Origin of the sequence: Streptomyces sp. NPDC003077, assembly GCF_040611095.1 — a bacterium.
Taxonomy (GTDB): Bacteria; Actinomycetota; Actinomycetes; order Streptomycetales; family Streptomycetaceae; genus Streptomyces.
Window position 1 is genome coordinate 25,490 of sequence record NZ_JBEXNM010000029.1, and the last position, 19,810, is coordinate 45,299.

17 protein-coding genes and 1 pseudogene are annotated in these 19,810 nt (G+C 72.8%); 9 read left to right on the forward strand and 9 right to left on the reverse strand.

The window, feature by feature from the left end:
- Nucleotides 1-272: 272 nt before the first annotated feature.
- A complete protein-coding gene (locus tag ABZX96_RS20255; RefSeq protein WP_355546263.1) occupies nucleotides 273-539 on the forward strand; it encodes a ferredoxin in 267 nt (88 codons plus the stop codon).
- Here ABZX96_RS20255 and ABZX96_RS20260 read toward each other — a convergent pair.
- Nucleotides 493-1,170, reverse strand: a complete 678-nt coding sequence (locus tag ABZX96_RS20260; protein WP_355546265.1) for a TetR family transcriptional regulator — start codon at nucleotides 1,168-1,170, stop codon at nucleotides 493-495. The two genes, ABZX96_RS20255 and ABZX96_RS20260, sit on opposite strands and share 47 nt — an antisense overlap.
- 374 nt (nucleotides 1,171-1,544) lie before the next feature.
- Between ABZX96_RS20260 and ABZX96_RS20265 the strand changes: the two genes are divergently transcribed.
- The 6 genes and pseudogenes from ABZX96_RS20265 (at nucleotide 1,545) to ABZX96_RS20290 (ending at nucleotide 9,247) form a co-directional block, all read left to right on the forward strand.
- Nucleotides 1,545-2,930, forward strand: a complete 1,386-nt coding sequence (locus tag ABZX96_RS20265; RefSeq protein WP_355546267.1) for a glycosyltransferase family 4 protein — start codon at nucleotides 1,545-1,547, stop codon at nucleotides 2,928-2,930.
- Between the two features lie 204 nt (nucleotides 2,931-3,134).
- On the forward strand, nucleotides 3,135-4,067 hold the full coding sequence (locus ABZX96_RS20270) for a class I SAM-dependent methyltransferase (protein WP_355546269.1): 933 nt from the start codon (nucleotides 3,135-3,137) through the stop codon (nucleotides 4,065-4,067).
- Nucleotides 4,064-5,134, forward strand: a complete 1,071-nt coding sequence (locus ABZX96_RS20275) for a prenyltransferase (protein WP_355546271.1) — start codon at nucleotides 4,064-4,066, stop codon at nucleotides 5,132-5,134. Before ABZX96_RS20270 ends, ABZX96_RS20275 begins: the two co-directional genes overlap by 4 nt.
- 159 nt (nucleotides 5,135-5,293) lie before the next feature.
- Nucleotides 5,294-6,226, forward strand: a pseudogene (locus ABZX96_RS20280) (LysR family transcriptional regulator); the annotation flags it as partial.
- A gap of 537 nt (nucleotides 6,227-6,763) precedes the next feature.
- Nucleotides 6,764-8,137: a carbohydrate-binding protein gene (locus tag ABZX96_RS20285; protein WP_355546273.1), complete on the forward strand. Its 1,374-nt coding sequence runs from the start codon at nucleotides 6,764-6,766 to the stop codon at nucleotides 8,135-8,137.
- A 309-nt stretch (nucleotides 8,138-8,446) separates the two neighbouring features.
- Nucleotides 8,447-9,247: a maleylpyruvate isomerase family mycothiol-dependent enzyme gene (locus tag ABZX96_RS20290; protein WP_355546275.1), complete on the forward strand. Its 801-nt coding sequence runs from the start codon at nucleotides 8,447-8,449 to the stop codon at nucleotides 9,245-9,247.
- Between the two features lie 164 nt (nucleotides 9,248-9,411).
- On the opposite strand, the gene ABZX96_RS20295 is transcribed toward ABZX96_RS20290, so the two are convergent.
- From ABZX96_RS20295 to ABZX96_RS20305, 3 genes are all read right to left on the reverse strand, one after another.
- On the reverse strand, nucleotides 9,412-10,290 hold the full coding sequence (locus ABZX96_RS20295) for a hypothetical protein (protein ID WP_355546277.1): 879 nt from the start codon (nucleotides 10,288-10,290) through the stop codon (nucleotides 9,412-9,414).
- Between the two features lie 362 nt (nucleotides 10,291-10,652).
- Nucleotides 10,653-11,810 carry an N-acetylmuramoyl-L-alanine amidase gene (locus ABZX96_RS20300; RefSeq protein WP_355546279.1) on the reverse strand — a complete coding sequence of 386 codons (1,158 nt, stop codon included), beginning with the start codon at nucleotides 11,808-11,810 and terminating at the stop codon, nucleotides 10,653-10,655.
- 22 nt (nucleotides 11,811-11,832) lie between these two features.
- Nucleotides 11,833-12,591, reverse strand: a complete 759-nt coding sequence (locus ABZX96_RS20305) for a class I SAM-dependent methyltransferase (protein WP_355546281.1) — start codon at nucleotides 12,589-12,591, stop codon at nucleotides 11,833-11,835.
- A gap of 544 nt (nucleotides 12,592-13,135) precedes the next feature.
- On the opposite strand from ABZX96_RS20305, the gene ABZX96_RS20310 reads away from it, so the two are divergent.
- Nucleotides 13,136-14,584 carry an MFS transporter gene (locus ABZX96_RS20310; protein WP_355546283.1) on the forward strand — a complete coding sequence of 483 codons (1,449 nt, stop codon included), beginning with the start codon at nucleotides 13,136-13,138 and terminating at the stop codon, nucleotides 14,582-14,584.
- 66 nt (nucleotides 14,585-14,650) lie between these two features.
- Nucleotides 14,651-15,046 carry a glycine cleavage system protein GcvH gene (gene gcvH, locus ABZX96_RS20315; RefSeq protein ID WP_355546285.1) on the forward strand — a complete coding sequence of 132 codons (396 nt, stop codon included), beginning with the start codon at nucleotides 14,651-14,653 and terminating at the stop codon, nucleotides 15,044-15,046.
- A 3-nt stretch (nucleotides 15,047-15,049) separates the two neighbouring features.
- Here the strand turns inward: gcvH and ABZX96_RS20320 are convergent, their stop codons facing one another.
- From ABZX96_RS20320 to ABZX96_RS20340, 5 genes are all read right to left on the reverse strand, one after another.
- A complete protein-coding gene (locus tag ABZX96_RS20320; protein WP_355546287.1) occupies nucleotides 15,050-15,262 on the reverse strand; it encodes a hypothetical protein in 213 nt (70 codons plus the stop codon).
- Nucleotides 15,263-15,337: 75 nt separating this feature from the next.
- The gene (locus ABZX96_RS20325) at nucleotides 15,338-15,991 is read right to left on the reverse strand and encodes a response regulator transcription factor (RefSeq protein ID WP_355546289.1); all 654 of its coding nucleotides are present in this window, start codon (nucleotides 15,989-15,991) and stop codon (nucleotides 15,338-15,340) included.
- A 57-nt stretch (nucleotides 15,992-16,048) separates the two neighbouring features.
- Entirely contained in the window at nucleotides 16,049-17,230 is a 1,182-nt protein-coding gene (locus ABZX96_RS20330; RefSeq protein ID WP_355546371.1) for a histidine kinase, read from the reverse strand.
- A gap of 482 nt (nucleotides 17,231-17,712) precedes the next feature.
- The gene (locus tag ABZX96_RS20335; protein WP_355546291.1) at nucleotides 17,713-18,441 is read right to left on the reverse strand and encodes an ABC transporter permease; all 729 of its coding nucleotides are present in this window, start codon (nucleotides 18,439-18,441) and stop codon (nucleotides 17,713-17,715) included.
- Complete coding sequence (locus ABZX96_RS20340) at nucleotides 18,441-19,331, reverse strand: ABC transporter ATP-binding protein (RefSeq protein ID WP_355546373.1); 891 nt, start codon at nucleotides 19,329-19,331, stop codon at nucleotides 18,441-18,443. Before ABZX96_RS20340 ends, ABZX96_RS20335 begins: the two co-directional genes overlap by 1 nt.
- Nucleotides 19,332-19,810 lie beyond the last annotated feature (479 nt).

A 19,810-nucleotide genomic window follows, 5' to 3' on the forward strand; every position in this document is an offset into this window, starting at 1 on the left:
GGGTGTCCTCAAGCGCCGGACGGGCTGGGGACTCGGCCCGCAGCCGCAGGACCCGTAGCCCCCGGGCCGCAGCCGCAGGATCCGTAGCCGCACGGCCCGTAGCCCCCGCCGTTCAATCACCTTCAAGCGCACATAAGCTGACGCTCCATCACCCAGGCACCCGGCCGAACCCCAAGGTGGCGGCAAGGCGCCAATAGCTGATGTCGTGGAACGCGAGCAGCCGTTCCGTCCGATGAGGGCGTAAGAACGCATGGGCACAAGGACGTGAGGACATGACAGGCACGACCGATCACCAGCACACCGCGCCGGACGACCGCTGGCGCGTGGAGGTGGATCGCGGCGTCTGCGTCGGGTCCGGGATGTGCGTCGCCACCGCCCCCGACCGTTTCCGGCTGGACGCGGCGCGTCAGTCGCGTCCGACGGAGCCCGAGGCGGACGCGGGGGAGGCGCTGCTGGCGGCGGCCGAGAGTTGCCCGGTGGAGGCGATCTCTCTTACGCGCGCGAAGACGGGGGAGCCGGTGTTCCCGCCGGAGTCGTGAGGCCGACCAGCCGGCAAGCCGTCTCGATATCGATCTGCACCTGAGTGATGGACGCCCGCCCCGACAGCCACGTGATCAGCGCCGAGTGCCAGGTGTGCTCGATGACGCGGACGGCGGAGAGCTGCTCGGGCGTCGGCGGGGCGTCGAGGGCCATCGCGTCCAGGATGATCGCCGTGGTCAGCCGGGACACCGTGTCGACTTCGGGGCTCACCGAGCGGTCGGCGAAGGTGAGGGCGCGCACCATCGCGTCCGCGAGCTGCGGTTCGCGCTGGAGGGCGCGGAAGGCGCGCATCAGGGTCTGGGCGACGCGGGCGCCGGGGTCCTTCTCGGTGGGCGGGCGCTTGCGCAGCGTTTCGTGCAGGTGCTGGAGCTGGTCCTGCATGGTCGCGACGAGCAGGTGCACCTTGGAGGGGAAGTAGCGGTAGAGGGTGCCGAGGGCGACGTTGGAGGATTCGGCGACCTCGCGCATCTGGACGGCGTCGAAGCCGCCGCGGCCGGCGAGCCGGGCGCTGGCGTGCAGGATGCGGCGGCGGCGGGCTTCCTGACGGGCGGTCAGCGGCGGACTGTCGGGAAGGGTTGGGGGCGGACTGGCGGGGAGCGTCGGGGGTGTCGCCTGAGGTTCCGTAGTCATATGTCCCGTTCCGTGGCAGTCAGCCCGCTTCACGATGGTCAATCCGCTTCACGATGGTCGGCCCGGTTGGCGGTGGTCAACCCGGTTCGCGGTGGCCGACCCGCTTCGTGGCGCGTACCAGTGGTCGTACCGGTGGTCTGAGCGCGCACAGCATGGCAGGGGGCCGGGTGGTGGCGCGAATCACCTGGTGTGGCCGACGACGTGCGGTTTCCGGCCGGTAGATTCGAAGCTCCCCGAACTGATCAGTAGCTTGTTCCCGAGCGCGTTCCTGGTCGGTCGGTCGCGGACCGGTCCTCGATCGGTTACTGAAACTTGTTCTAGATTAGCGCCGGCGGCTACGCTCCGGCGGAAGTCCAGTGAGAAGGGGGCCGAGAGTGTCCGCCGAGGCCGTACAGGCAGCCGCGCCTCGCCCCGCCGAGGCCCCCGCGGGCTCGGCGCCGGCGAACGGTGACCGCCCACTGCGCATCGCGCTGCTGACGTACAAAGGGAACCCGTTCTGCGGCGGCCAGGGCGTCTACGTCCGCCACCTCTCCCGGGAACTCGCCCGCCTGGGACACCACGTCGAGGTCATCGGCGCCCAGCCGTACCCCGTCCTGGACGAGGGCGTGACGCTCACCGAGCTCCCCAGCCTGGACCTCTACCGGCAGCCCGACCCCTTCCGCACGCCCAAGCGGGACGAGTACCGCGACTGGGTGGACGCGCTGGAGGTCGCCACCATGTGGACGGGCGGCTTCCCCGAACCGCTCACCTTCTCGCTGCGGGCCCGCCGCCACCTCGCCGCCCGGCGCGGCCGGTTCGACGTCGTGCACGACAACCAGACGCTCGGCTACGGCCTGCTGGCCGACCTGGGCGCACCGCTCGTCACCACGATCCACCACCCCATCACCGTCGACCGCCGGCTCGACCTGGACGCCGCCGACACCTGGCAGCGCCGAGCCTCCGTACGCCGCTGGTACGGCTTCACGCGGATGCAGAAGCGGGTGGCGCGCCGCCTGCCGTCCGTCCTGACCGTCTCCGGCTCCTCGCGGCAGGAGATCGTGGAGCACCTGGGCGTGCCCGCGCGGCGCGTGCACGTCGTCCCCATCGGCGCGGACACCGAACTGTTCGCGCCCGATCCGGCCGTCCCCGAGGTCCCGGGGCGCATCGTCACCACCTCCAGTGCCGACGTGCCGCTCAAGGGCCTCATCTACCTGATCGAGGCGCTGGCGAAGGTGCGTACGGAGAACCCGGCGGCGCACCTGGTGGTGGTCGGCAAGCGGGCCGACGACGGGCCGGTGGCCGCCGCCATCGAGCGGTACGGGCTCGGTGACGCCGTGGAGTTCGTCAAGGGCATCAGCGACGCCGAGCTGGTGGACCTCATCCGGGGCGCGCAGGTGGCCTGTGTGCCGTCCCTGTACGAGGGGTTCTCGCTGCCCGCGGCCGAGGCGATGGCCACCGGGACGCCGCTGCTGGCCACCACAGGCGGGGCGATCCCCGAGGTCGCCGGCCCGGACGGGGAGACCTGCCTCGCGGTGCCGCCGGGCGACGCGGGCGCGCTGGCCGCCGGGCTGCTGCGGCTGCTGGGTGACGAACCGCTGCGCCGCCGCCTGGGCGCGGCCGGCCGGGAACGGGTGCTGGCCCGCTTCACCTGGCGCCAGGCCGCCATCGGCACCGCCGAGCACTACCGCGCGGCGATCGAGGCCCGGGCCCGCGCGGCACGCCCCACGGGGCTCCGGACGCCGCCCCCGGCCAGGTCCCGGACGCCCGCCGGACGCCGCTGATGGGCGGCGCGGACGGCATCGGCCGGTGTGCGCCGGGCGGTGCGCCCGGCAGCGTCGGCGACCGCCCGCGCCCCGTCCACGACGCCGTACGAAGTCCCGCACTCCCACCGGGGTGAGCCCCCCGACCGTTCCTCCCGCATCCCCACCCGCACCGATCCGGCGCCGGACCCGGCGCGGAGCCCTCCCGGACGAAAGCAGAGAGACGTGCTGACCGTCGACTTTTCCCGATTCCCGCTGGCGCCGGGCGACCGCGTGCTCGACCTCGGCTGCGGCGCGGGCCGGCACGCCTTCGAGTGTTACCGGCGCGGCGCCCAGGTGGTCGCGCTGGACCGGAACGGCGAGGAGATCCGCGAGGTCGCCAAGTGGTTCGCGGCGATGAAGGAGGCGGGGGAGGCGCCCGCGGGTGCCACCGCCACCGCCATGGAGGGCGACGCGCTGGCGCTGCCGTTCCCGGACGACAGCTTCGACGTCGTGATCATCTCCGAGGTCATGGAGCACATTCCGGACGACAAGGGCGTCCTCGCCGAGATGGTGCGCGTGCTGCGGCCCGGCGGCCGGATCGCGGTGACGGTGCCCCGCTACGGCCCGGAGAAGGTCTGCTGGGCGCTGAGCGACGCGTACCACGAGGTCGAGGGCGGCCACATCCGCATCTACAAGGCCGACGAGCTGCTCGCCAAGATGCGCGCCGCGGGCCTGAGGCCGTACGGCAGCCACCACGCGCACGCCCTGCACAGCCCCTACTGGTGGCTCAAGTGCGCCTTCGGCGTCGACAACGACAAGGTGCTGCCGGTCCGCGCGTACCACAAGCTGCTGGTCTGGGACATCATGAAGAAGCCGCTGGCGACCCGGCTCGCCGAGCGGGCGCTGAACCCGCTGATCGGCAAGAGCTTCGTCGCGTACGCCACCAAGCCGCACCTGCCGACCGCGTCCGCCGCCCCCGCCTCCGTGGAAGCCGCCGCCTCCGGTGCGTCCGACACCACGGCTCCCGCTGCCTCCGGTGCGTCCGGCGTCACGGCTCCCGCCGCCTCCGGTGCGTCCGGCGCCACGGCTCCCACCGGCTCCGGTGCGTCCGGCACCGCGGCTCCCGCCGCCTCCGAAGCTCCCGCCGTCTCCGAAGCTCCCGGAGCCGCCAAGTGACGAGCCCGGGACGTACCGAACGCCTGGTCCTGCCCGGAGTGCTCACCGCCGAACAGGCGGCCCGTACGGTCGCGGGCATCGCGGCGACCCAGCGGGCGGACGGCGCGATCCCCTGGTTCCGCGGCCACCACCTCGACCCCTGGGACCACACCGAGGCCGCCATGGCGCTGGACGCGGCGGGCGAGCACGAGCGCGCCGAGGCCGCGTACGCGTGGCTGGCGCGGCACCAGAACGCCGACGGCTCCTGGTACGCCGCCTACGCCGACGGGGACGCCGCCGCGCCCACGGACCGCAACCGCGAGACCAACTTCTGCGCGTACCTCGCCGTCGGCGTGTGGCACCACTACCTCTCCACCGGGGACGACGCCTTCGTCGACCGGATGTGGCCCACCGTGTTCGCCGCGATCGAATTCGTGCTGGAGCTCCAGCAGCCCGGCGGCGAGATCGGCTGGAAGCGCGAGGACGACGGGACGCCGGTCACCGACGCCCTGCTGACCGGCTCCTCCTCCATCCACCACGCGCTGCGCTGCGCGCTGGCGCTGGCCGAGCACCGGAGCGACCCGCAGCCGGAATGGGAACTGGCGCTGGGCCGCCTGGGCCACGCCATCCGCCGTCACCCCGAGCGGTTCCTGGACAAGTCGCGCTACTCGATGGACTGGTACTACCCGGTGCTCGGCGGTGCGCTGCGCGGCCCGGAGGCCAAGGCGCGCATCGAGGAGGGCTGGGACCGCTTCGTGGTGCCGGGCCTCGGCGTGCGCTGCGTGCTGCCCAACCCCTGGGTCACCGGCGGCGAGAGCGCCGAACTGGCGCTGGCGCTGTGGGCGATGGGGGAGTCCGACCGGGCGGTGCGGATACTGAAGTGGATCGGTCACCTGCGGGCCGAGGACGGCATGTACTGGACCGGTTACGTCTTCGAGGACGACGCCATATGGCCGCGCGAGCGCACGTCCTGGACGGCCGGGTCGGTGCTGCTGGCCGTCGCCGCGCTGGGCGGGGACGAGGCGACGACGGCGGTGTTCGGCGGGGAGCGGCTGCCGGTGGGGCTGGACCCGGACTGCTGCCGGTAGCGGGGCCCGCGTGGAGGGGCGGCCGTCGCCGGGCGGGACCCGCGACGACGGGGCCGGTGGCGCCGGGGCCCGCGACGGCGGAACCCCCGCCGCGACCGGTCCAGACCTTTGCCGTACGGAGTCTTGCTCCGTCCGGGCCCCGGCGGCCAAGCTCACAGGATGGATCTGGAGCTGCGCCACCTCAAGACGATCCGGGCCATAGCCGACGCGGGCAGTCTCACCAAGGCCGCCTCCGTCCTCGGCCTGGCCCAACCCGCCCTGAGCGCGCAGCTCAAACGCATCGAACGCATCCTGGGCGGCAGACTCTTCGAGCGGGGGCGGTACGGGGTGCGGCCCACCGCGCTCGGCGAACTCGTCCTGGGGCGGGCGCAGATCGTGCTGCCGGCGGTCAGCGAACTCCAGGAGGAGGCCGTACGGTTCGCCCGCGCCTGGGAGGAAGTACCGCGCTTCCGGCTCGGCGGCACCCACGGCCCGCTCCTGGGCGGCCTGGTGGACCGGCTCGCCGCCGCGCACCCCGGCGTCCCGCTGACCACCCGCACCTCCTGGTCCGAACGCGAACTCGCTGCCCTCGTCACCGAAGGACTGCTGGACTTCGCGTTGATCGGCACCTGCGGGGAGGGCCCGGCGCCTGAGGCCGAGCGGCTGGTGTGGCGGGAGATCGCGGTCGACCCCGTCTTCGTCATGCTCGCCGACGACCACCCGCTGGTGGACGAGCCGGAGATCGACCTCGCCGACCTGGCGACGGAGGCGTGGGCGGTCGTGCCGGGGGACGGCTGCTTCGGCGACTGCTTCACCCTCGCCTGCGCCCAGGCCGGCTTCACCCCGGCGTCCGTCTACGAGACCGACATCGCCTCCTGCACCCACCTCGCGCAGGTCGGCCGCGCCGTCGGGCTCTGCCGGGCCACCCTGCCCGACACCCCCGGCCTGGTGACCCGGCCGATCGCCGGCACGCCGCTGACCTGGCGGCATCTGCTGGGCTGGCACCCGGCCGCGCGCGCCGCCGACGCCGCCCCGGCGGTGATCACGCAGGCGCGCGCCGCCCACGAGGCCGCCGTGGCCCGCAGCGGCAGCTACTCGGCTTGGCGGGCGGCCCGCGGCGGCGCGAGCGGTCCCCGTACGGACGGGCCCCTTGCGGACGGGCCCCGCACGGCCGGGGCACCCCATGAGCACGGGAGGCCGCACCATGAGGAGCAACCGCACCATGACGGGGCGCCGTACGGTGACGGCGCCGCGTACGGCGGGGACTGGGCGCCCTTCTCCGAAGTCCGCCACCGGCCGTTCGTGACCTGGGGCGGGAGCGGCGGGAGCGGGTGGGTGGGGCACCCGTAGGGCGGGCGGGGGGCCGGGGACTCATAGGGCGGGATGCCGGGGGACCCATAGGGCGGGATGCCGAGGTGCCTGTAGGGCGGGGTGCCGGAGTGCCTATAGGGCGGCGTGCCGGGGGCGCACCTCTGACGCGGGGCTCACGACGCGATCCAACGCGGGCCGCCCGCGACGCGGAACTCCGCGATCCGGACCCATAACGCGAGGCCAGGGGAACAGCAGGCATCTTCTGGGAACAGGCGTGCGCCACCTACGGTTTCGGCACCTCCCCCATCGAGAGACCCGAGAGACCGAGGAGACTTCCCCATGCGCCTCAGACACGCGAAGGGAGCGTGTGCCGTCATCGCCGCAGCCGGCGCACTGGTACTGGGCGGGCTGCCAGGATCCGCCGCGGCCCAGCAGGACGCACCGGCCGCCCCCCGAACGGCCGCCGAGACGCTCGCGGTCGGCGCGACGTCCCCCGAAGTGCTCACCGCCATGCAGCGCGACCTGGGCCTGACCAAGACGCAGGCCGAACGGCGCCTGGCGAACGAGGCCGAGGCGGGCGCCGTCGCGGGACGGCTGCGCAACGCCCTGGGCGGCGCGTTCGCCGGCGCCTGGGTGAACGGCGCCGAGTCCGGCACCCTCACCGTGGCGACCAGTGACGCCAAGCGCGCCGCCGAGATCACCGACGCCGGGGCCCGCGCGAAGGTCGTCCGGCACTCGCTCGCCGCGCTCGACGCGGCCAAGGCCAAGCTGGACCGCCAGGCAGGCCGGTCCGCCGCGCCCGAGGCGTCCACCTGGTACGTCGACGTGAAGACCAACACGGTGACGCTGCGCGCCGCCAAGGAGTCCGCGGCCAAGGCGTTCGTGGCGGCCAGCGGCGCCGACCGCGGCCTGGTGAGCGTCGGGACGACGGCCGAGCGCCCGCGCCCGCTGTACGACATCCGCGGCGGGGACGCGTACTACATGGGCGGCGGACGCTGCTCCGTGGGCTTCGCGATCAAGCGCGGCACCACGAACGGCTTCGCCACCGCCGGGCACTGCGGCCGGGCCGGCACCTCCACGACCGGCTACAACCAGGTGGCGCAGGGCTCCTTCCAGGCGTCCACCTTCCCGGGCCGGGACACCGCCTGGGTCGCCACCAACAGCCAGTGGACCTCGACGCCTTACGTCAAGGGGTCGGGCGGCCAGAACGTGCGGGTCGCCGGCTCCACGCAGGCCGCCGTGGGCGCCTCGATCTGCCGCTCCGGCTCCACCACGGGCTGGCACTGCGGCACCGTCCAGCAGCACAACACCAGCGTCACCTACCAGGAGGGCACCGTCAGCGGCGTGACCCGGACCTCGGTCTGCGCCGAGCCGGGCGACTCGGGCGGCTCCTTCATCTCCGGGAGCCAGGCGCAGGGCGTGACCTCCGGCGGCTCGGGCAACTGCCGTTCCGGTGGCACGACCTACTACCAGCCCATCAACCCGCTCCTCCAGGGGTACGGCCTGACCCTGACCACCAACACCGGTGGCGAGGAGCCGGGCCCGGGCGAGCCGGGACCGGGTGAGCCCAGCGGCACGTGGGCCGCCGGGACCGTCTACCAGCCGGGCGACCAGGTGACCTACAACGGCGGAACCTACCGCTGCCTCCAGGGCCACCAGGCCCTGCCGGGCTGGGAGCCGCCGAACACCCCGTCGCTCTGGGAAAGCGCCTGACGCTCACCCTGAGCACCTGAGACCGGTGTGACAACGGGCCGGCCGGTACGCGCGGGCGTACCGGCCGGCCTCATGCGTGGGTGCGCGCCCGCGCCGCCCTATGCGTGGGTGCGTGCCCGTGCCGCCTCATGTGTGGGTGCGTGCCCGTGCCGCCCCCTGCGTGGGTGCGTGCCCGTGCCGTTGTCCGTGGTCAGTCGCGGCTCGTCCGCAACAGGCGTATGACCTCCCGGAATTCGGGTAATCCGGGTCCCGGCGGAATTCATGGAACCCGACCGCTGCGGCACCGGCTCCGCTGACTACGCTGCGGCCATGAAACTCATCGGATCGCTCACACACGATCGTTACTGCGATGAAATCCTCGCCCAGACGGACCTGTTCCGGCAGCATCTGCGCGGTGTCGACCTGACGGCGACCGTGCCGACCTGTCCCGAGTGGACCGTGGACCAACTGGCCCGCCATCTCGGCGGCGCGCACCGCTGGGTCGGCGCCATCGTCGGCACCAGGGCGAAGGACAACATTCCGCCGGAGGAGGTGCCCGGCGGCGCCGGACCCGAGGAGGGCGGCCTCGAAGCGCTGGACGCCTGGCTGGAAGAGGGCGTGCGGACGCTCGTGGAGACGCTGCGCGAGGCGGGGCCGGACGCCGAGGTGTGGGGGTGGATGCCGGGTCAGGCCGCCGGTTTCTGGGCCCGCAGGATGGCCCACGAGACCGTCGTCCACCGCGCGGACGCGGCGATCACCGCGGGCGTGGACTTCGAGGTCGCCCCGGAGGTGGCAGCGGACACGATCGAGGAATGGCTCCAGATGCTCGCCAGCCCGGTGGCCAAGGAGTTCAACCCCGCGCTGTCCGGAGTGCTCGGCCCCGGGCGCACCATCCACCTCCATGCGACCGACGCCCCCGCCGAGTTGAACGCCGAATGGCTGATCGACCTGACCGGGGAGTGGATCGCGTACCGGCGCGGCCACGAGAAGGCCGCCGTCGTCCTGCGCGGCCCGCTCACCGACGTCCTGCGCGTCTTCTACCGGCGGCAGTCCGCGGACACCGAACGGGTCGAGATCCTTGGGGACCGGAAGATCCTGGACCACTGGCTGGAGCTGGCCAGCTTCGGCTGAGCCGGTGGGGGCCCGGGGCCGGTTTCGTCTCCGCCCGTGCCCGTCGGTCGCCGCGGGGCTGGTAACGGCCCTCCGGCCGGGCACGCGGGGAGTCGGCGAGGCAAGGCGACGGCCCCGTGTCCGTACGTACGGACACGGGGCCGAGGCCGGTGCGCGGGGTGCGGTCAGCCGCGCTGGATGCCCGTGGTGTCCTGGAGGACGCCGCGTCGGCCGTCCTGCGTCTGCGCGATCAGCGCCGAACCGCGCTGCTCCACCGCGAGGTACCACGTGCCGGGCGTCAGCTCGCCGACCTGCGCCGCGGAGCCGTCCTCGCCGTACAGCGGACGGGTGACCGGTACCGCGAACCAGAAGGGCGCGAACTCCGCCGCGCCCCCGGCCGCCGGAGCGGCCTGCGGGGCCCCGGCCGCCTCGACGCCCTGGGGAGCGCCCTGCGGACCTCCCTGGGGGCCGCCCTGAGCGGGCTGGCCACCGTAGGGCTGCTGTCCGGGCTGCTGCCCGTACGGCTGGGCCCCCGGGTAGCCGTAGCCCTGGCCCGGCTGCTGCTGCGCGCCCGGGTACCCGTAACCGGCGTTCGGCGCCCCGTACGGAGTCGGGGCCTGCGGGCGCGGGGCGCTCAGCAACGGGGCCTTCAGCGCGGGGACCAGCGGCGTGGCCACCGCCGCGCCCGCCAGCACGAGCGCCGCGAGCAGTCCGATGACGAGGCCGACGGCGGTGCCGGTGCTGTCGATGATGGCCCACACGGCGGTCCAGGCGGCGAAGACGGCGAACGCGACACCGAACTGGCCCAGCTCGATCCCGGCGACCCGGCGCGGCTGGGGCAGCATGCGGGCCACGACGATCAGCGCCGCCGCGATGACGCCGGCCAGGTACATGCTCATGAGGATGGGCAGTGAGTCCCAGGCGTTCGCGGAGATCGGCTGCGGGCAGAACCTCCCGGTGCAGTTGCCGCCGACCGAGTAAAGATCGAGGAACGAGGCGATGAACAGCAACACCGCTGCTCCGATCACCACGCCGTCGCCTCTGCTGAGGGAGCGGATGTTCACGTAAAAGTCCTTTGTCGGTTCCGGTGTTCTGGACGTCGCTGTCGCTGGTGGACGCGCGGCGCGGGGCACGGGGTGGTTCCCCATCGTAAAGGGGAACCTACCGCCGGTTCCTGTGGGTCACCCGGTCGGTAACGGGACGGTATCCGCCTGATATCGACGATGTTCCGGAGGGGGGCCGATTCGGTATCGCGAACGGTCCGGCGGAGATACCGGACCGGTAACGGCGATGCTTTGGCATGGACGCCCCCTCGATATCCGGGCCGTCGGGGGCCTGGGTTATCCGCCCTCCGCCCTCCATCCTCCGCCCTCCGGCCTTCCAGCAGGCGGGAGTCCCGCGCGGTGGCGGGCCGGACCGTTCCGGGCTACCCCGTCAAGAAGTCCGTGATGCCCTCTGTGATCCCGCGCGCCGCCTTTTGCCGCCATTCGGGATCGGTGAATTGTGCGGCGTCCCGCGGGTCCCGCATATTGCCGCACTCGATGAAGACCTTGGGAATGGTGGAGAGGTTGAGACCACCGAGATCGGCGCGCACGTCGAGTCCGGTGCCGCCGCCGATGTAGTTGGACCGCGCGCTGCCGGTCGCCGCGGCGAACCGGTCGGCGAGACGTTCGCCCAGCTCACGCGAGGGTTTGACGATCGGCGAGGTGTCGGCGGCGCCCGCGGTGACGCGGGCCGGGAGGATGACGTGGAAACCGCGGTGGCCTGCGCCCGATCCGTCGGCGTGGATGGATACGGCGGCGTCGGCGCCCGTTTTGTGCTCGGTGTGTGCTGTGTTTGCGGCGCCTGTCTTGTTCTCGGTGCCTGCCGTGTTTCCGGCGCTCGCTGTGCTTGCGGTGTCTGTCTTGTTCTCGGGGGCTGCTGTGTTTCCGTCGCTCGCCTTGTTCGCGGCGCCCGCCGTGTTTGCGGTGTCTGTCTTGTTCCCGGCGCCTGCCGTGTTTCCGGCGGCGGCGCGTTCGTTGACGCACGGGCCGTACGGGCGGTCGGCGTCCTGGGTGAACACCACTGTCGCGCCCAGTTCCCGCAGCAACGTGCGGGCACGGCGTGCGACGTCGAGGGTGAACGCCGCTTCCGAATATCCGGCGTTGGTGGCCGTGCCGGTGGTGTCACACTCCTTGCGGCCATTTCCGACATCCACCGACCGGGAGATCTCCCGGGGGTGTTCGCGATTGCCCGGGTTATGCCCGGGATCGAGCAGAACGACCTTTCCTTTGAGAAGTGTGGCGCGGTTTCCTTTTAGGTCGGCGTCGTCGCTTGTCTTTTCCGGCCGATCACCGCCGGTCGTCGGGGATTTTCCGTCGCCCGTCCCCGCGCCGCCCGCTTCGGCGTCGCTTCTTCGTTGGGACGGACCGGGTGCGGATGGCGCGGGCGCGGCTTTCGGGGCCCCGTCTTTCGCGGGTCCGTCACCGCGCGAGGAGCCCCAGGCCCACCAGCCCGCGGAACAGACGGCCAGCAACGCCGCCAGGGCCAGGGCGAGCCGGACGCCGAGGCGGCGATGCGGAGGGAATGTACTGCCGTTCGACACAGCGCGATCGTAGTGGGGCGGCTCAGTCATCCTGGCCCGTACGGCCATCCTGGGCTGTGCGGTTGTCCTGGGGCGTGTGGACGTCCTGGGCTGTGCGGTTGTCCTGGGGCGTGTGGTCGTTGCGGTTCGTAGGGTCGTTCTGGGCCGTGCGGCGCAGAACGCGCAGCGAACGGTGGGCGGAGGCCTCGGAGAACGCGCCGGACTCCAGCGCCCGCCGGTAGATCCGGTACGGAGCCTGGCCGCCGTCCGCCGGGTCGGGGAACACGTCGTGGATGACCAGCAGCCCGCCGGGCGCGACGTGCGGCGCCCAGCCCTCGTAATCCGCGGTCGCGTGCTCGTCCGTGTGCCCGCCGTCGATGAAGACCAGACCGACCGGCGACCGCCACAGCGCGGCGGCCAGCGGGGAGCGCCCCACCAGCGCCACGACGTGGTCCTCCAGTCCGGCGGCGTGCAGCGTGCGGCGGAAGGCGGGGAGGGTGTCCATCAGGCCGACCTCTGGGTCCACGAGGGACGGGTCGTGGTACTCCCAGCCCGGCTGCTGCTCCTCGCTTCCGCGGTGGTGGTCCACGGTGACGGCTACCACGCCTGCCCTTCGGGCCGCGTCCGCGAGCAGGATGGTGGACCGGCCGCAGTACGTGCCGACCTCAAGGAGCGGCAGCCCCAGCCCCGCCGCCTCGGTGGCGGCCTCGTACAGGGCCAGGCCCTCGTCCACGGGCATGAAGCCCTTCGCCGCCTCGAACGCGGCGAGCGTCGTGGGGGCGGGGGTCTTGGGCGTGGGCATCGGGGTTCTCCTGGGCGTTGGTGTGTGTTGGCTGGTCGGTGGCCGGTGCAAGGGGTTTGGGGAGTGTACGTGGTGGGGTTTTCGCCCTTTGGCGGGGTGCCTTGTGGTTTGTGGGCTGCGCCTTTGGTGGGTGGGGGTGTTTCGCCTTCGGCGGGGTGGGGTGTGTGGGGCGGGCGCTTCGTTGTTTTTGGGGTCGGGGCCGCCCCGGGGTACCTCCTCGCGGCAGTTGCGCTTACCCGACGCTATGTAGGTCACCGGCCGCCGCGCCCCAGTCCGCTGCGGGGGCACCCCGGGACGTCCCCTTCCGTCGGTTGTGCGTCCGCCCCTTGTGGGGGGTGGAAAAGACCTATGGGGTGGCCCGTTCCTGATCGGTGCTGTTTGTGGGGTGGAGGGTCGTCGTTGCGAGTGGCTCCGGGTGCCGGGCCAGTCGTTGCGTCAGCCCCCGAATGGCGGAATGGGCCGATCCTCTCCCGCCCGGGACGCCGCACCTCCCCCGGACGGCGGAACCATATCCCGATGCAGTGTTCGAGAACCCGATGCGACCATGGGGTTTATGCCACCGACTTCTGCCCCCGCAGCCCCGCCCGCAACGGAACGCCGTGCTTCGTCACCCGCCTGGCTGGTGATGGTGCTCGTGTGCGCGGGGCAGTTCCTGGTCGTTCTGGACGTTTCCGTGGTGAACGTGGCCCTGCCCGCCATGCGGACCGGGCTGGGGCTGAGTGAGCTCGGTCTCCAGTGGATCGTGAACGCCTACGTGATCACGTTCGCGGGCTTCATGCTGCTCGGTGGACGGGCGGCCGACCTCTTCGGTCGCAAGCGCATATTCGCCGTGGGGCTGACGCTCTTCACGATCGCCAGCCTCGGGGGCGGCCTCGCCCAGGAGCCCTGGCAGCTCATCGCGGCCCGCACCGTTCAGGGCGTGGGGGCCGCCGTGCTGTCCCCGGCCACGCTCACCATCCTCACCACGTCGTTCCCGGCGGGCGCGGCCCGCACCCGCGCCATCGCCACCTGGACGGCGGTCGGCGCCGGCGGCGGTGCCGTCGGTGGTCTGGTGGGCGGCGTGCTGACCGAGTACCTGTCCTGGCGATGGGTGCTGCTGATCAACGTCCCGGTGGGTGCGCTGGTACTCGTCGGCGCGATGGTGTGGCTGACGGAGAGCAGCCGCGGCGACAGCCGGCGGCTGGACATCCCGGGTGCCCTGCTGGTGACCGCCGGGCTGGCACTCGTCGCGTTCGGCATCGTGCGGACGGAGACGGTCGGCTGGGCGGCGGCCTCCGCGCTCGTGCCGCTGCTCGCCGGGCTGCTCGTGCTCGCCGTCTTCGTGGCCGTCGAGGCCCGGACGAAGGCGCCCCTCATGCCGCTGAACCTCTTCCGCCTGCGTTCGGTGTCCTCGGCGAACGGGGCGATGGTGCTGGCGGGTGCCGCGATGTTCTCGATGTGGTACTTCCTCTCGCTCTACATGCAGAACGTCTTGCACTACACGCCGCTGGAGGCCGGGCTCGCCTTCATCCCGCACTCGACCAGCATCGTTCTCGGATCCAAGATCGCCCCACGGCTGATGCACCACGTCGGCGCCAAGACGCTGGCCGTCGCCGGCGCGCTGATATCCGCCGCCGGGATGCTCTGGCAGGGCGCGATGGGCGCCGACGGCACATATGTGGGCACGCTGCTGGGCCCCGGCATCCTGATGGCCCTCGGCGCGGGCCTGACCGCTACGCCGGTCGCCTCCGTGGCCACGTCCGGCGCCGCCCCCTCGGAACAGGGACTCGTCTCCGGCCTGATCAACACCTCCCGCCAGATGGGCGGGGCGCTCGGCCTGTCCATCCTCTCCACCGTGGCCGCAGCCCGCATCGGCGGCGACCGCGGCGCCTCGGCCATGGCGAGCGGCTACGGCATGGCCTTCCGCGTGGGCTCCGCCATCCTGCTGGTCGCCATCCTGCTCATGCTCTTCGCGATGCCGCGGCGCCGGGAGGACACCACGGCACACGGGTGAGGCGGCGGGCCGGTCCTCCGCCGGAGCCCTTCCCTCCTCCATGCGGCGGTGGCAGCGTCCGCACACATGGCGAACATCCCCGAGGATCTTTCGTACTCCAAGGACCACGAGTGGGTCCGGATCAACGGTGACCAGGCCACCATCGGCATCACCGACCACGCCCAGCGGCAGCTCGGAGACATCGTCTACGTCGAACTCCCCAAGGAGGGCGACCGGTTCGATGCCTCCGAGCCCTTCGCCTCCGTCGAGTCCGTCAAGGCCGTGAGCGAGGTCTACATGCCGGTGACCGGCCCCGTCATCGCCTGCAACAGCGTCCTCAACGACACCCCGGAGAACCTCAACGACGATCCGTACGGCGACGGCTGGCTGATCGTTGTCCGCGTCGCGGATCGGAGGGAACTCGACGGGCTGCTTTCCGCGGAGGGGTACGCGGAGTACATCCGTGAGGAGTCGGGGGAGTAGGGATCATGGTTGTTCGGGTGGGCGGGCCCGGTGCAGTCGGTCGCGCAGGACGTCGATTTCCTCTTGGGTGACGGGCCCGTGCTCGGCCTCCGCCGCCTGGATCAGTTCGTCGAGGCTGTTCCGTTCGACTTGGCGGGTGATGGCCGCGGAGGGGCGGGCCTGGGCGCCGGCCGTTCCGTGGACGGCAGACGGGGTGGGATGCGGACGCTCACGCACGTGACCATCCTCCCGCAGAGGCGGCGGGCGGACGGACGGACGATCGTGTCACCGCACTTCTCGCCCGCTCGCCGGCTACAGCCAACCGTTCTGCCGTGCCTCCCGCACCGCTTCCATGCGGTTGCGGGCGCCCGTCTTGCCGATGGCCGCCGAGAGGTAATTGCGCACGGTGGCCTGTGAGAGGTGCAGCTTGCCCGCGATGTCGGCGACGGTCGCGCCGTCCACGGCCGCCGTCAGGACGTCGCGCTCGCGCTGGGTGAGCGGGTTGGGACCGGCGCTCAGCGCCGCCGCGGCCAGCCCGGGATCGATCACCCGCTCGCCGGCCAGCACCCGCCGGATCGCCGCCGCCAGGTCCTCCACCGGCCCGTCCTTCACCAGGAACCCGGACGCCCCGGCCTCCATGGCCCGCCGCAGGTAGCCGGGGCGGCCGAAGGTCGTCACGATCAGGACTTTGCAGGACGGCAGCCGCTGCCGCAGTTCGGCGGCGGCGTCCAGCCCGCTCAACCCGGGCAACTCGATGTCCAGCAACGCGATGTCGGGCCGTGCCTCCAGGGCGGTCCCCACCACCTCGTCCCCCGCGGCGACCTGCGCGACCACCTCCATGTCCGCCTCCAGGTTCAGCAGCAGCGCCAGCGCGCCCCGCATCATCCCCTGGTCCTCGGCGAGCAGGACCTTCGTGACCTTCACGGGGTCGGGGCGATCGGAACGATCGGTGACGGATTCAGACATGTGCTCAGCGTACGCAGCGTCAGTGCAGGGGCCGTGGGGGCCGCGGGCCATCCCCGCTCACCCGCCCGCCCGCGCGCCCCCCACCGGCTCCTCCGCGTCCACCGGCAGTTCGGCCACGACGCGGAAGCCGTGGCGGCCGTCCGGGCCGGCGTCCAGGGTGCCGCCGGCGGAGGAGAGGCGTTCGGTGAGGCCCTTGAGGCCGGTGCCGGGGGTGGTGGGGGTGCCGGGGGTCTTGCCGGGGGCCGGGGCCGGGCCTCGGCCGTCGTCGGTGATGGTCAGGCGGGCGCGGTCGCCTTCGGGGGTGACGCGGACCTCGATCTCGCAGCGGGTGGCGCCGCTGTGCCGGACGGCGTTGGTGACGCCCTCGCGGACGACCCAGCCGAGCAGCGCCCCGGCCTGCGGGGAGAGTGCCGGGCCGTGCTGCCGTACGACCGGTTCGATTCCGGCGGCTTCCAGGGCCGAGCGGGCCCGGTCGAGTTCGGTGGTCAGGCTGCCCTCGCGGTAGCCGGTGACGGCCTCGCGGATCTCGGTGAGGGCCTGGCGGCCCACCGCTTCGATGTCGGCGACCTGGCCCAGGGCCGCGTCCAGGTCGCGCGGGGCCAGGCGGCGGGCGGCCTCGGCCTTCACCACGACGACCGACAGCGTGTGGCCCAGGAGGTCGTGCAGGTCGCGGGAGAAGCGCAGGCGTTCCTTCTCGACGGCGGCGCGGGCGAGTTCCTGGCGGGTGGCGCGCAGTTCCCGGACGGTGTCGGACAGGCTCAGGACGGCGGCGGTGACGGTCCCCGACAGGAAGGTGCCGTAGCCGATGCCCATGCCGTCCCACCCATCGCCGTCCCAGCCCGCCAGGTAACCGGCCGACCCGCTCAGGAAGACCAGCCAGATCGTCAGCGGCTTGCCGCGCAGCGGGCGGACGGCGCCGGAGGCCAGGGAGAGCAGCGGGAAGAACTGCAGCCAGCTCCCGCCATAGCCGATGGCTATCGTGTAGGTGATCACCGCGAGGCCGGCCAGCGCGTAGAGGGGGCGGCGGGTGTCCCGCAGGCGGGGGTTGAAGGCCAGGATGACGACGCTGATGTAGAGCGAGTTGAAGGCGAGCAGCCCCGCGCCGGCCAGCCACGGGTTGCCCGCCTCGCCCTGGATGAGATTGGACAGGGCGCCCACGCCCATCAGCAGCCAGGGCAGCAGGGTGTAGCTCCTGGGACCCCGGTCCTTCGGGTCGCGCGGGTGGACGGGTCCGCCCATCGGGTCGGCCGCCCGCCCGTGGCCCACGCACCCGAAGGGCGTGTCGCCGAACGGGTCGCGGTCGAGCCGGCGGCGCAGACGGTCGCGGGGTGACAGGTCGTCACCGGCTGAGCGCTCGCCGCCGAACCGGTGGAGGAGGGGCGTCCGCTTCGGCACTGCTGCTTCCTCTGCTTTCTTCGCCCTTGGTGGTGGTGAGGGATGTTGCGGGGTGGTGCGGGGTGGTGTGGCGTGATGTGGCTTGATGTCGGGTGGTTGGGATGTTGTTGGGGGGTGCGTGCGGGTACGCGGGGTTGTGCGTGGGCGTGCATCGTACGTGCGTTCCGGTCATGGGCCCTACTGGACGGGGACGGTGGCGGCGATGTCGGCAAGTGCGGGGGGCGGGGTGCCTGCCTTGGCCCGTCCGCCGTTCGCCGCCCGCCGCCCCGACACCGTCCGCGTACCGCGTCCCCACCCCGTCCGCGTACCGCGTCCCGGCCCCGGAATCACACCGTCCGTGCCGCCCGCCGGTACGCGTACACCGCGTAGCCGCCGAACACGATCACCCAGACCAGCAGGACGGCCACCGTGGACAGGCCCGGCGCGTGGCCGTCCGTCACGCTGCGGCCCAGGTCGGCGAAGCGGTTGCTCGGCGTCCACCGGGACAGCGAGCGCAGCCAGCCGGGGAACGCCTCGACCGGGAACCACAGGCCGCCGAGGATGGACAGGCCCAGCATGCACCCCGTGTTGGCCAGGCCGGTGGACTGGCCGGAGAGCCGGTAGCCGTTGCCCAGGCCGAGCAGCGTGAACGGCGCGGTGCCCGCCCACAGCAGCACCACCAGCGCACCCCACTGCCAGGCGTCCAGCCGCACGCCGTTGAGGAGCGCGCCGACCAGCAGCACCGCCACGATCGCAGGCAGCACCGTCACCGAACCCGTCAGCCCGCGCCCCACGACGACCCGCCCCGGGCTCATCGGCGTGCACCGCAACTGCCGCAGCCACCCCAGGCCCTTGTCCTCGGCGACCCCGGAACCCGTACCGATGGCCGCGCTGAGCGCCCCGTACGCGGCCATGCCGACCATCGAGGCGACCTTCCAGTCCATCGAGGCGGCGTCGGAGTCCGACTGGAGGTTGGTCAGCAGGACGTACATGACCACCGGCATGCCGATGCCGAAGACGACGAAGGTCTTGTCGCGCAGTGTGCGGCGGATCTCCAGTTGGATGTAGCCGAGCATCAGCGGGCTCCTTCGAGGATGGTGGCGGCGCCGGTGAGGGAGAGGAAGGCGTCCTCCAGGCTGGCGGGGGTCACGCTCAGGCCCCTTACGAGACCGCGTTCGGCCAGGGCGAGGACCGTTGCGTCGGAGTCCGCGCAGCGCAGGAGCGCGCGGTCGCCGCGTATCTCCAGGGAGGTCACGCCGGGCAGTTCCACCAGCCCCTCACTGGGCGCCCCGGCCAGGTCGAAGGCGACCAGCGTCCCGCCCACCGCCCGCTTGATCGCCTCGCCGCTGCCGTCGGCGGCCACCCGCCCCCGGTCGATGACCACGATGCGGTCGGCGTTGTCGTCCGCCTCCTCCAGGTAGTGCGTGGAGAACAGGACGGTGTTGCCGCGCCGCGCGTACGCCCGCATCGAGCGCCAGAAGGCGCGGCGCGCCTCCACGTCGAGGGCGGCGGTCGGCTCGTCCAGCACCAGCAGCTCCGGATTCCCGGCCAGTGCGACCGCGAACCGCACCCGCTGCGCCTGGCCGCCGGACAGCCGGTCCACCCGCCGCCCGCCCAACTCGCCCAGCCCCGCCAGCTCCAGGGCGTCCCGCACCGCCATCGGACGCGGATACGTCGAGGCGACGAAGGCGAGCAGCTCGCGGACCGTCACGCGGGGGATCGGCTTGCCGTCCTGGAGCATCGCGCCCACCTTGCCCGCGCGCACCGCCTCCTCGGGCGTGCCGCCGAACAGCCGCACCGTGCCGGATGTGGGCGGGAGCAGGCCCAGCAGCATGCTGATGGTGGTGGACTTGCCCGCGCCGTTGCGGCCGAGCAGCGCGGCCGTCTCGCCGCGCCGGATCTCCAGGTCCAGCCCGTCCACGGCGCGGACGGCTCCGTAGGTCCGGACGGTTCCGCTGAACGCCACCGCGGCCGGCCCGGCCCCGCCGGGCGCCGCCGCCGTGGTGGCCGCCGCCAGCCCATGGGCCGGGATGTTGCCGGTTGTCGTCGTCGTCATGGTGACGACGGTATGGAGAACGGGCTTGAGCTGGGCAGATGCGAATGTGGGCGGCTGACAGGGACAAATGTCATGGGTGGGGGGCGGGGGAGGTGGTTTGTGCGCTGTGGCTCGTCCTGGTGTGGCGTGGTGTGGCGTGACGCGTCTGGGTCGTCGGTTGTCGTCCGCTCTGGCGTGGCGTGGCGGGGCCGTCGGTTGTCGTCCGCTCTGGCGTGCCGTGGCGGGGCCGTGCGCTGTTGTCCGTCCTCCCGCCGTTCCGTCCTCCCGTCCTTCCGCCGTTCGGTCCTCTGGCCATCCCGCCGCCCCGCCATCGCGTCCGGAGGTCTTCCCGGGGGTGGGGGGATCGGCTATACATGGGAGCCCTCGGCTGCGAGTAGAACGAGTTCTAG

What these genes read in the sequence shown, in the direction of transcription:
- ABZX96_RS20255 (WP_355546263.1), top strand. Translation starts at nt 273, where the DNA reads ATGACAGGCACGACCGATCACCAGCACACCGCGCCGGACGACCGCTGG.
- ABZX96_RS20260 (WP_355546265.1), bottom strand. Translation starts at nt 1,170, where the DNA reads ATGACTACGGAACCTCAGGCGACACCCCCGACGCTCCCCGCCAGTCCG.
- ABZX96_RS20285 (WP_355546273.1), top strand. Translation starts at nt 6,764, where the DNA reads ATGCGCCTCAGACACGCGAAGGGAGCGTGTGCCGTCATCGCCGCAGCC.
- ABZX96_RS20290 (WP_355546275.1), top strand. Translation starts at nt 8,447, where the DNA reads ATGAAACTCATCGGATCGCTCACACACGATCGTTACTGCGATGAAATC.
- ABZX96_RS20305 (WP_355546281.1), bottom strand. Translation starts at nt 12,591, where the DNA reads ATGCCCACGCCCAAGACCCCCGCCCCCACGACGCTCGCCGCGTTCGAG.
- ABZX96_RS20310 (WP_355546283.1), top strand. Translation starts at nt 13,136, where the DNA reads ATGGGGTTTATGCCACCGACTTCTGCCCCCGCAGCCCCGCCCGCAACG.
- gcvH (WP_355546285.1), top strand. Translation starts at nt 14,651, where the DNA reads ATGGCGAACATCCCCGAGGATCTTTCGTACTCCAAGGACCACGAGTGG.
- ABZX96_RS20325 (WP_355546289.1), bottom strand. Translation starts at nt 15,991, where the DNA reads ATGTCTGAATCCGTCACCGATCGTTCCGATCGCCCCGACCCCGTGAAG.
- ABZX96_RS20330 (WP_355546371.1), bottom strand. Translation starts at nt 17,230, where the DNA reads ATGGGCGGACCCGTCCACCCGCGCGACCCGAAGGACCGGGGTCCCAGG.
- ABZX96_RS20335 (WP_355546291.1), bottom strand. Translation starts at nt 18,441, where the DNA reads ATGCTCGGCTACATCCAACTGGAGATCCGCCGCACACTGCGCGACAAG.